Here is a 9,880-nt window from a genome sequence, read left to right on the forward strand (position 1 = left end):
GCCCTCGCTCTTCGAACTATGGCCGATTGTCTTAACAAAAAGGCCGGGCTTTCGCCCGGCCTTCAACGCAAGTTCAGTTCGATCATCCTCACAACACCCGATTACTCTCCTTCACCTTCTCCGCATCCAGATACAAGTTCTCGCCCATCTCCTTGAACTTCGCGCTCATCTTGGCCATGCCGTCCTCGGCGGTCCCGCTCATCGACATGCCGACGCCGTTCGGATCGTTCAGCGTCGCCGCGTAGTCCCGCACGTCCTGGGTGATCTTCATCGAACAGAACTTCGGCCCGCACATCGAGCAGAAATGCGCGACCTTGTGGGCTTCCTTCGGCAGGGTCTCGTCATGGAAGTTCTTGGCGGTGTCGGGGTCGAGGCCGAGGTTGAACTGGTCGCTCCAGCGGAAGTCGAAGCGGGCGCGGGACAGCGCGTCGTCGCGCAGCTGGGCGGCCGGGTGACCCTTGGCGAGATCGCTGGCGTGCGCGGCGATCTTGTAGGTGATGACGCCGACCTTGACGTCGTTGCGATCGGGTAGGCCGAGATGCTCCTTCGGCGTGACGTAGCAGAGCATGGCGCAGCCGAACCAGCCGATCATGGCCGCACCAATGCCGGAGGTGATGTGGTCGTAGCCCGGCGCGATGTCGGTGGTCAGAGGCCCGAGGGTGTAGAACGGCGCTTCGCCGCACTCCTTGAGCTGCTTGTCCATGTTGATCTTGATCTTGTGCATCGGCACGTGGCCGGGGCCTTCGATCATGACCTGGCAGCCCTTGTCCCATGCGATCTTGGTCAGCTCGCCGAGCGTCTCCAGCTCCGCGAACTGGGCGCGGTCGTTGGCGTCGGCGATCGAGCCCGGACGCAGGCCGTCGCCGAGCGAGAACGAGACGTCATACTTGCGCATGAGGTCGCAGATCTCGTCGAAATGGGTGTAGAGGAAGCTCTCCTTGTGATGCGCCAGGCACCATTTCGCCATAATGGAACCACCACGAGAAACAATGCCGGTGACGCGGTTGGCGGTGAGGTGGATGTATTGCAGGCGCACGCCGGCGTGGATGGTGAAATAGTCGACGCCCTGCTCGCACTGCTCGATCAGCGTGTCCTTGTAGAGCTCCCAGGTCAGCTTGACCGGATCGCCGTCGCACTTCTCCAGCGCCTGATAAATCGGAACGGTGCCGATCGGCACCGGCGCGTTGCGCAAAATCCATTCGCGCGTGGTGTGGATGTTGCGGCCCGTCGAGAGGTCCATCACGGTGTCGGCGCCCCAGCGGATCGCCCACACCATCTTCTCGACCTCTTCCTCGACCGATGACGTCACCGCCGAGTTGCCGATATTGGCGTTGATTTTCGTGAGGAAGTTGCGGCCGATGATCATCGGCTCCAACTCTGAGTGGTTGATGTTGCAGGGAATGATGGCGCGGCCGCGCGCGATCTCGCTGCGGACGAACTCCGGGGTGATGAAGGCGGGCACTTCGGCGCCAAAGCTTTCGCCGTCGGCAAGGGCTGCTTCCGCACGCTCGAGCTGCTCTTTGCGGCCGAGGTTTTCGCGTGCCGCGACGTAGATCATCTCCTTGGTGATGATGCCGGCACGGGCGAATTCGAGCTGGGTGATCTTGTGGCCGTCGAGGCCGCGCAGCGGCTGGTGATAGGCCGAGAACGCGCGCGCGGCCTTGTCGGTGGAGACGCTGCCATTGTCCTCCGGCTTGATCTGCCGTCCCTGATATTCCTCGACGCCGCCGCGCTCGAGCACCCAGCCCTTGCGGCCGCGCGCGAGACCGGCGTTGACGTCGATGGTCACGGACGGGTCGGTGTAGGGACCGGAGGTGTCGTACACCGGCAGGTTCGGCTCGCCGGCACCCTCGGACAGGATGATCTCGCGCAGGGGCACGCGCAGCTCAGGCGCGGCATCGGGCGAGGCGAAGATTTTTCGCGACGAGGGCAGCGGGCCGGTGGTGACGGCGGGAACGGTCTTGTCGGGGTTGGAGCGGATGTTCATGGGATCCTCCGGTTTAATTCTGTTGTGCGTGCGTTTGAGCGACGGCGGTGAATTCTTGCTCCGTCATTGCGAGCGCAGCGAAGCAATCCAGAATCTCTCTGCAGAGGCAGTCTGGATTGCTTCGTCGCAAGTGCTCCTCGCAATGACGGGTGGAGAGAGTGCGCATCACGCCGCCTCCGCGGACAGGCCGAGCCATTGCCGCACCCGCGCATCCGGGTCGGCATTCTGGGTGACGTCGCTGACGACGGCGATGGAATCCGCGCCGGCGGCAAAGATCTCCGCGGCGTGCTCGAACTTGATGCCGCCGATCGCGACCAGCGGGATATTGCCGATGCGCTTCTTCCATTCCGTGATCTTCGGAATGCCCTGCGGTTCGAAGCGCATCGATTTGAGCGTGGTGAAGAAGATCGGGCCCAGCGCGACATAATCGGGCTCGGCGGCGAGCGCGGTGTCAAGCTCGGCATCGTCATGGGTGGAGACGCCGAGCGACAGGCCGGCCTCGCGGATCGCAGCGAGGTCGGCGTCCGCAAGGTCCTCCTGGCCGAGATGAAGATATTTCGCGCCGGCGACGATCGCCGCGCGCCAATAGTCGTTCACGACCAACTTGGCTTGCGTGCCCGCGGTGATCGCCAGCGCATCGGTGACCATCTGCAGCGATTGCGAATCGTCGAGGTCTTTTGCGCGCAGCTGGATGGTGCCGACACCGAGCCTGGTCAGGCGCTCGACCCAGGCGAGGCTGTCGACGACGGGATAGAAACGATCAGGATACGGCATGCCAAAAAGGTGTCCCAACGACAGGGGTGGAAGGAGAGGCGAAATCGCGGGCGTTCATCAGCCCGGCTTCGTAAGCGGTGCGGCCGGCCTCGATGCCGAGGCGGAAGGCGTTGGCCATCGCGACGGGATCGGCGGCTTTGGCGATGGCGGTGTTGAGCAGCACGGCGTCGTAGCCGAGTTCGAGCGCCTCGGACGCATGCGAGGGCGCGCCGATGCCGGCGTCGACCACCAGCGTAATATCGGGCAGCCGCTCGCGCATCAGCTTGAGCGCGTCGCGGTTGGTGATGCCTTTCGCGCTGCCGATGGGCGCGGCCCACGGCATCACCACCTTGCAGCCGGCGTCGACCAGGCGGTTGGCGACCGAGAGATCCTCGGTGCAATAGGGGAACACCTCAAAGCCGTCCTTGATCAGGAGGCTTGCTGCTTCCACGAGTCCGACCACGTCGGGCTGCAGCGTGTCGTTGTCGGCGATGACTTCGAGCTTGATCCAGCTCGTGCCAAACAATTCGCGTGCGAGCTTGGCCGTCGTCACCGCCTCGCGCACGCTGCGGCAGCCGGCGGTGTTCGGCAGCACGGTGACGTCGAGCTCGCGGATCAGATTCCAGAACGCATCGCCAGTCTTGCCGCCGGCGGATTCGCGCCGCAGCGACACCGTGACAATGTTCGAGCCCGAGGCGCGGATCGCCGACTGCATGATCGCAGGCGAGGGATAAAGCGCGCTGCCGATCAGCAGGCGGGAGGGGAAGGTTTTGCCGTAGAAGGTCACCATGTGGTGTCTCTCCAAATGACACTGTCATCCCCGCCTAGTGCGCAAATTGCGCACGGGGGGCGGGGATCCAGTATTCCAGAGGCGGTGCGGCTAGAACCGAGACGCCGCGGCGTACTGGATCGCCCGGTCGAGCCGGGCGATGACAGCGGAATGTGTGGCGCGCGCCTAGGCGATAAATGGAGAGCCATCCTCACCCTCCCTGCCGCGGTGTGATGATCTCGATCTCGTCGCCGGCCTTCAGCGCGGTTTCGGCCCAGCGGCTCTTCGGCACGACGTCGTAGTTGAGCGCGATCGCGAAATGGGTGCCCTCGTAGTCGAGCTCGCTGAGCAGCGCGTCCACGCTGGCCGAATTGATCTCGCGTTGCTCGCCGTTAACGATCACGCGCATTGCATCACCTCATTGTCGATCTGGCCGCGCTCGACAAAGCTAAGCGTCAGCTCGGCCAGAACAGGCGCGATCAGGAAGCCGTGGCGGTAGAGGCCGTTCACGCTGATCGTGTTGCCGCGGATGCCGATGCGCGGCAGATTGTCGGGGAAAGCAGGGCGCAGGCCGGAGCCGAATTCGACGATGCGGGCCTCGCCGAAGGCGGGGTGCACGGCATAGGCCGCGCCCAACAGCTCCAGCGCGGAACGCACGCTGACGCCGGTGTCCTCGGCCTCGATCGAGGTCGCGCCCAGCATGAACAGATTGTCCTCGCGCGGGATCACATAGAGCGGCCAGCGCGGATGAATCAGCCGCACCGGGCGCGCGAGCTGCACCTCGGCGGTTTCGATCAGGATCATCTCGCCCTTGACGCCGCGCAAGCCAGGCTGCTCGTCGCGCGCAGCAAGGCCGCGGCAGTCGATCACGATGCCTTTAGGATCAAGTTTTGCGAGTTCGGCCGCGGCGACGTCGCTTTCGAACTTGATGGTGCCGCCGGCGGCGCGGATGCGCTCGTGCAGTTTAGGCAGCACGCGGCGCGGCTCGACGTGGCCCTCGGTCGGGAAGAACAGCGCGTCGCGGAAGCGGCCTTCGAGCGACGGCTCGAGCTCGGCAAGGCCGGCGGCATCGAGCCGGCAATGGCCCTCGGTCATGCGGGCAAAACGCTCGAAATCGTTGCGCTCGCGCGGGTGGGCGACGACCAGCGAGCCGTTGAAGGGCGTGTCGGGCAGCTCGCGCCGCCAGATGTCGAGCGAGCGCAGGCCGAGCCTGGAGATGATGGGTTCGGAAACCTCCGCCTCGCAATAAGGCGCGAGCATGCCGCCGGCCCAATGGCTGGTGGCATCGGTCATGTCGGCGTCACCGCGCTCGTGCAGGATGACGGCGTGGCCGGCCTGCGCGAACAGCAAGGCCTGCCAGGCGCCAGCAATGCCTGCGCCGATGATGGATACCGGGGAATCCGGTCGCTTGGTCGTCTGCAACATCCCTGTCCCTTCGCCGGCATGACCCGGATCAGGTTCAAAGGGTCACCGCGGTCCTGGGCGGATTTGCCCATTTAGCGGTATCTCAGCTCCTCCTCGGAGCACCCCTCGGAACGGCTCTAATGTATGCCAGTGACAGGCTGTGTCAACGCGTTTGGCGGGAACCGCACTTACCTGGGCGTCTGTGCCCGAGCGTTGCGAACGCGCTGGGCGAGCTTCCGGTGCGGCGCGGCGCCGAATATCGGCTGCGGATTGCCGTTCGGCTCGAGCCAAGGGGCGCTCATATTGGCCTCGTTCGTATTGGCGACTTGCACGGCCTCCTGCCGCTGCCGCTTTGCGGCGTAGTAATAGCCGCCGGCGAAATAACGAACGGCCCGGGCGTGGTCGCCATTTGCCGCGTGATAGGCGCCGGCGAGATATTTCACGGCATAGGTGAGGTTGGTGTTGGGATCGCGCAGGCCGGCGGCGTCGCCGGTGTAGCCGACCCCGCGGGCGGTCGCGAGCTTGATCTGCATCAGCCCGATGGTGCCGCCATGGCCGACCAGGCCGGGCTGATAGCGGCTTTCGCGCATGATGACCCGATGCACCAGCGCCTCCGGCACGCCGTTGGCGCGCGCGTGGGCCGCGACCATCTCGGCGTACTCCGCTTGGCCCGCGAATGCGGCCTGTGGCAACGTCAGTCCGGCCGCGAGCAGCGCGGCGATACGTAAAATTTTCATCAGATATCCCGGAGGTCCCTGAGACTGATTGAAGGCCTGCGCCCGGCTGCCGTTTAGGCCTCCCGAACGCGGCAATGATGTGACCAAACGCCGCCGTTAATTTTTTCGCGGTGCCGAGCCGCTGTGACGACTCAATGCTGGCGTCAGAGTTTCCTCAGGCGGACAACTCGCGACAGCAGGCCTGTCTATTCGCATGGGCGCACGAAAGCGAGTATGTCACGGCCAGCGAATCGGGAGAGGTGCCATGACAAAATCAACCATGGTCAAAGCCCACAGCGGCGACATGTCAGAACACGATTTGCCCAGAAACAATCCCTGTGCCCAATGCGGCACGCTGATCCCGACGCCCGACTGGGTCGAGCCGGGCGAGGGGCGCGTCTCCTATCTCTGGACTTGTCAGGCCTGCAATTATCGCTTCGAGGCGATTGCGATCTTCGACGAGGCTGCCCTCGAGCACCCGCCGCTCGCGGCCTGAAGTTAGGCCGCAAGCCGCGGCTGTTGCCATACCGGCAATTGCATCCGCACGATCAGCCCATGCGGCTCGCGGTCGTGCAGCGACAGCTCGCCGCCATGGGCGAGGGCGATCGCGCGTGCGATCGACAGACCGAGGCCGAAGCCGGTGGACTCGTCCATGGTGCGGGCGTCGTCGCCGCGCACGAACGGCTCCAGCATCTCTTGCTTGCGCGCATCCGAAATGCCGGGACCGTCGTCCTCGACGTCGATGACGAGTTTGGCGTTCGAGATGTCGAGCCGGATCGTCACCTCGGCGCCGAAGCGCACTGCGTTCTCGACGAGGTTGGTGACGCCGCGATGCAGATCGTCGGGACGCGCGGCGGCGGTCGCGGATTGCGGGCCGGCATAGTGCACGACATGACCCATGTCGCCGAACTGGTCGGCGATGAGCTGCAGCGTGCTCGCGATGTCGACCAGCGTCACCGCCTCGATCTGGCGGTCGTTGCGCAATAGCGACAAAACGGATTCCAGCATCGATCGCATCTGGTCGAGATCGATCAGCATGCGCTTGCGGTTGCCTTCGTCCTCGACGAACTCGGCGCGCAGGCGCAGCCGCGTGATCGGTGTGCGCAGATCGTGGCTGATCGCGGCAAGCATCCGCGTGCGGTCCGACATCAGTCGCGCGATCCGCTCGTGCATGCGGTTGAGCGCGCGCGCGACCGAGCGGATCTCTTCCGGGCCGCGCTCGGGAAGTGGATCCGCCCCGCCGTCCAGGCTGAAATTCTCGGCAGCCCTGGCAAAGGACGACAGCGGCGCCGCCAGCGCGCGCGCCGCCCACAGGCCGAGCACGGTGACGCAGATGAAGGTGGTCATCAGCGCCATCAGCCACGGTGCGCCCCAGAACCACGGCCGCGGGCCGCCACGGACCTGGCCGGCGATCACAGTGCCGTCGGGCAGCTGTACGCCGATGCGGTGCTCGCCGGCTTGGGGGGCGAGCTGCACCACCTTGTAGCCGCGGCCGAGATGGCGGCGGATCCCGTGCAAATGTTGGCTTTCGCTGTCGTCGACGACGTTCGCGGTGCCGGGCGCGAACGTCTCGATGTTGAGCTTCGGGAAGGCGCGCGCGAGATCTGCGATGAGGCGCGGCCGCTCGGCCTGCTCAGCCGAGCCGAGCAGCACCGCGGCGTCCGCCAATTGAGGCGCGCCGTCCGGCGCCGTGTCCGGGCGGTCCGGCCGGCCGATCAGGAAGGCGGCGGTGACGACGAGATGCAGCGCGACGGTGGAAGCCAGCACCAGCGCGGCGATCTGCCCGCCGATACCCCTGAGGTGGAAGAACCCGAACGGCTTCATCGTCGGCGTTCCCTCAGCTGCTCAGGGACGCCGCGACCGCTTCAGTCCTGACCGCTTCAGTTCTTGGCGTGAACAGATAGCCGCCGGAGCGCACCGTCTTGATCATGGTCGGATCGGCCGGATTGGGCTCGATCTTGCGGCGGATGCGGCTGACCAGCACGTCGATCGAGCGCTCGAACGAGCCTGTGCTGCGCCCCTGCGTGAGGTCGAGCAGGCTGTCGCGCGAGAGCACGCGGCCGGGACGCTCGCAGAACGTCCGCAGCAGGTCGAACTCGGCGCTGGTCACCGCGACGCGCGCGCCGTCGGGATTGCGCAGCTCGCGCAGGCGCAAATCGATGCGCCAGCTTTCGAAGGCGAGCGTGCTGGCGCCCTCGATCGAGCTCGCCGCCTGCGCGGCCGCCTGGCGGCGCAGCACCGCGTTGATGCGGGCGAGCAGCTCGCGCGGGTTGAACGGTTTCGGCAGATAGTCGTCCGCGCCCATTTCGAGGCCGACGATGCGGTCGACGTCCTCGCCGCGTGCGGTCAGCATGATGATCGGCGTCTGTCCTTCCGCGCGCAGCTTGCGGCACAGGCTGAGGCCGTCCTCGCCGGGCAGCATGACGTCGAGGATGATGAGGTCGACGCGATGATCGGCCATCGCGCGCGACATCTCGCGGCCGTCGCTCACGGCGGTGACGTTGCAGGCGTTGTTGCGGAGGTATTTCGCAATCAACGTCCGGGTTTCACGGTCGTCTTCGACGACAAGGATGTTGGGATTGGGAAGGGCCATGCGCTTTGTTTGTCCAAGGTTCGGGCCAAATGGCGAAGAGATTTGTTTCAGATTGTTTCCATGGCCCATGCCGCAACAGCAGGACATCACCGGGCAGGGAAGCGGCAAGGTCTCGTTAAGCGCGCTAACCATACCGTGGCTTGGTCGGCCACGAAACCCTGCAGAACTCACAGAGCCATCATGACCTCGATTTCGGCGGCCTCCGCCGGTCACCACCAGTCGCCGTTGCAGAGGCTGCAGCAGCAATTGCAATCGGACGTGTCCGCCGGCACGGTCTCGTCGTCGGACCAGTCGGCGCTTTCGACGGCGCTGACCGACATCGACACGGCGCTTCAGCAGGGCCGGTCGAGCGATCAGTCGAGCGGCGCGCGTCCCTCCAAGGATGACATCGACTCGAAGATCGACGACCTCATCTCCAACGAGGTGTCGAACGGGACGCTGACGTCAGACCAGGCCGACGAGCTGAAGAACGTATTCCAATCCGCCTTCGCCAATGGCGCCGGCGGTCCCGGTGGTGCGGGCGGTCCCGGGGGTGCGGGCGGCCCCCCGCCAGGTCCGCCGCCGGACGACAGCTCGTCGGATTCGTCGTCAACGGACGCGACCAGCAGCACGTCAACCGCCTCCACCACGGCCGAGATCCTTCAGCAGTTTCTCCAGGCGCTGCAGCAGTCGCAATCGTCGTCGTCGTCTTACGGCGCCAACGGCAGCTCATCAGGCGGCTCGGACTTCGCCGCGCTTCTGATCGACTACAGGAGCTGATCTGCGTGACGCAGATCGGCGCGTTCCTCGCTGCGGTCTTGCTTCACCCAGGGCGCACGATCGTCCGCGAGGAACAGTGCGCTGCAAAATGTTCCTGAGTGACTTAGGAACAATCGCACGCGGCTCCAATCCTCGCGCAGCACGCGACGAAATTGCAGCACGCGCGGAACTGGGACTGATCCGAGCTGTTTTCTCCGCACGAGTTTTCTGCTGAAGGAGAGGACAATATGTTGATGAAATCGATCGCGGCCGGTCTCGCCGGTACCGCACTGCTCGCAACCGTTGCGTTCGCGCAAAATCCGACCGCCACCACCGACAAGGCGCCGGCTGCCGCCGCCTCGACGACGACCACGACCGCGTCGGGACAGTGGCGTACGTCCAAGATGAACGGCATCAAGGTCTATAACGACGCCAACGAGAACATCGGCTCGATCAACGATCTGCTGATGGACAAGAGCGGCAACATCAAGATCGCCGTGATCGGCGTCGGCGGCTTCCTCGGCCTGGGCGAGCATCTGGTCGCGGTGCCCTATGAGAAGCTGAAATTCGTCAACGAGGCCGTTGCCTACACCGGCGCTGCCGGGAACAACCCGAACAGCGCGGCCAACCGGCCCGCGGCGACCACCACGACGGGTGCCGCGACCGGCACCGACAACAAGCCCGCGACGACGGCCACGTCCTCGTCGAAATGGTATCCGGACCACGCCGTGTTCAATGCGAGCAAGGACGAGCTGAAGAACATGCCCGAGTTCAAATACTCGGAGTAACGCGGTTCTGAACGGCTAAACGAAGCGGGGGGGGGGGGGGGGGGGGGGGGGGGGGGGGGGGGGGGTTTGGGTGGGGGGGGGGGGGGGGGGGGGGGGGGGGGGAAAGAGAGGGGGGGGGGGGGGGGGGGGGTG

The 9,880-nt window shown here is 65.4% G+C and carries 11 protein-coding genes and 1 riboswitch; of the genes, 3 read left to right on the forward strand and 8 right to left on the reverse strand.

The genetic code is table 11. The features are described from left to right. Positions 1 to 88: 88 nt before the first annotated feature. The 6 genes from thiC to AC0L3A_RS06165 all read right to left on the reverse strand — a co-directional run bounded on the left by thiC (position 89) and on the right by AC0L3A_RS06165 (position 5,650). Positions 89 to 1,987 carry a phosphomethylpyrimidine synthase ThiC gene (gene thiC, locus AC0L3A_RS06140; protein WP_007600764.1) on the reverse strand — a complete coding sequence of 633 codons (1,899 nt, stop codon included), beginning with the start codon at positions 1,985 to 1,987 and terminating at the stop codon, positions 89 to 91. Between the two features lie 165 nt (positions 1,988 to 2,152). Continuing rightward, positions 2,153 to 2,761, reverse strand: coding sequence for a thiamine phosphate synthase (locus tag AC0L3A_RS06145; RefSeq protein ID WP_007600768.1), 609 nt, complete (start codon positions 2,759 to 2,761; stop codon positions 2,153 to 2,155). Further along, positions 2,748 to 3,530: a thiazole synthase gene (locus tag AC0L3A_RS06150; protein ID WP_007600770.1), complete on the reverse strand. Its 783-nt coding sequence runs from the start codon at positions 3,528 to 3,530 to the stop codon at positions 2,748 to 2,750. The genes AC0L3A_RS06145 and AC0L3A_RS06150 overlap by 14 nt, the downstream gene beginning before the upstream one ends. Before the next feature lie 190 nt (positions 3,531 to 3,720). Beyond that, complete coding sequence (thiS, locus tag AC0L3A_RS06155; protein WP_007600772.1) at positions 3,721 to 3,918, reverse strand: sulfur carrier protein ThiS; 198 nt, start codon at positions 3,916 to 3,918, stop codon at positions 3,721 to 3,723. After that, positions 3,909 to 4,934 carry an FAD-dependent oxidoreductase gene (locus AC0L3A_RS06160; RefSeq protein WP_007600776.1) on the reverse strand — a complete coding sequence of 342 codons (1,026 nt, stop codon included), beginning with the start codon at positions 4,932 to 4,934 and terminating at the stop codon, positions 3,909 to 3,911. Before AC0L3A_RS06160 ends, thiS begins: the two co-directional genes overlap by 10 nt. Continuing rightward, positions 4,922 to 5,050: riboswitch (TPP riboswitch) on the reverse strand. It overlaps the preceding gene by 13 nt. A 51-nt stretch (positions 5,051 to 5,101) precedes the next feature. Beyond that, complete coding sequence (locus AC0L3A_RS06165; RefSeq protein WP_007600777.1) at positions 5,102 to 5,650, reverse strand: lytic transglycosylase domain-containing protein; 549 nt, start codon at positions 5,648 to 5,650, stop codon at positions 5,102 to 5,104. Positions 5,651 to 5,894: 244 nt separating this feature from the next. Here AC0L3A_RS06165 and AC0L3A_RS06170 point away from each other — a divergent pair, with 244 nt between their 5' ends. Then, the gene (locus tag AC0L3A_RS06170; RefSeq protein ID WP_007600778.1) at positions 5,895 to 6,125 is read left to right on the forward strand and encodes a hypothetical protein; all 231 of its coding nucleotides are present in this window, start codon (positions 5,895 to 5,897) and stop codon (positions 6,123 to 6,125) included. A gap of 2 nt (positions 6,126 to 6,127) precedes the next feature. Here the strand turns inward: AC0L3A_RS06170 and AC0L3A_RS06175 are convergent, their stop codons facing one another. Continuing rightward, a complete protein-coding gene (locus AC0L3A_RS06175) occupies positions 6,128 to 7,453 on the reverse strand; it encodes an ATP-binding protein (protein ID WP_007600779.1) in 1,326 nt (441 codons plus the stop codon). A 13-nt stretch (positions 7,454 to 7,466) separates the two neighbouring features. Beyond that, complete coding sequence (locus AC0L3A_RS06180; RefSeq protein ID WP_007600780.1) at positions 7,467 to 8,222, reverse strand: response regulator; 756 nt, start codon at positions 8,220 to 8,222, stop codon at positions 7,467 to 7,469. A 180-nt stretch (positions 8,223 to 8,402) separates the two neighbouring features. Between AC0L3A_RS06180 and AC0L3A_RS06185 the strand changes: the two genes are divergently transcribed. Both AC0L3A_RS06185 and AC0L3A_RS06190 read left to right on the forward strand, forming a co-directional pair. Further along, a complete protein-coding gene (locus tag AC0L3A_RS06185) occupies positions 8,403 to 8,981 on the forward strand; it encodes a hypothetical protein (RefSeq protein ID WP_007600781.1) in 579 nt (192 codons plus the stop codon). Positions 8,982 to 9,208: 227 nt separating this feature from the next. After that, positions 9,209 to 9,748 carry a PRC-barrel domain-containing protein gene (locus tag AC0L3A_RS06190; protein WP_007600783.1) on the forward strand — a complete coding sequence of 180 codons (540 nt, stop codon included), beginning with the start codon at positions 9,209 to 9,211 and terminating at the stop codon, positions 9,746 to 9,748. Positions 9,749 to 9,880 lie beyond the last annotated feature (132 nt).

This window comes from Bradyrhizobium sp. MI1.3 (assembly GCF_055811695.1).

Excerpts from the sequence above, each read along its gene's own strand:
- AC0L3A_RS06190 (WP_007600783.1), top strand. The coding sequence starts at position 9,209 with ATGTTGATGAAATCGATCGCGGCCGGTCTCGCCGGTACCGCACTGCTC.
- AC0L3A_RS06150 (WP_007600770.1), bottom strand. The coding sequence starts at position 3,530 with ATGGTGACCTTCTACGGCAAAACCTTCCCCTCCCGCCTGCTGATCGGC.
- AC0L3A_RS06165 (WP_007600777.1), bottom strand. The coding sequence starts at position 5,650 with ATGAAAATTTTACGTATCGCCGCGCTGCTCGCGGCCGGACTGACGTTG.
- AC0L3A_RS06185 (WP_007600781.1), top strand. The coding sequence starts at position 8,403 with ATGACCTCGATTTCGGCGGCCTCCGCCGGTCACCACCAGTCGCCGTTG.
- AC0L3A_RS06170 (WP_007600778.1), top strand. The coding sequence starts at position 5,895 with ATGACAAAATCAACCATGGTCAAAGCCCACAGCGGCGACATGTCAGAA.
- thiS (WP_007600772.1), bottom strand. The coding sequence starts at position 3,918 with ATGCGCGTGATCGTTAACGGCGAGCAACGCGAGATCAATTCGGCCAGC.
- AC0L3A_RS06175 (WP_007600779.1), bottom strand. The coding sequence starts at position 7,453 with ATGAAGCCGTTCGGGTTCTTCCACCTCAGGGGTATCGGCGGGCAGATC.
- AC0L3A_RS06145 (WP_007600768.1), bottom strand. The coding sequence starts at position 2,761 with ATGCCGTATCCTGATCGTTTCTATCCCGTCGTCGACAGCCTCGCCTGG.
- thiC (WP_007600764.1), bottom strand. The coding sequence starts at position 1,987 with ATGAACATCCGCTCCAACCCCGACAAGACCGTTCCCGCCGTCACCACC.
- AC0L3A_RS06180 (WP_007600780.1), bottom strand. The coding sequence starts at position 8,222 with ATGGCCCTTCCCAATCCCAACATCCTTGTCGTCGAAGACGACCGTGAA.
- AC0L3A_RS06160 (WP_007600776.1), bottom strand. The coding sequence starts at position 4,934 with ATGTTGCAGACGACCAAGCGACCGGATTCCCCGGTATCCATCATCGGC.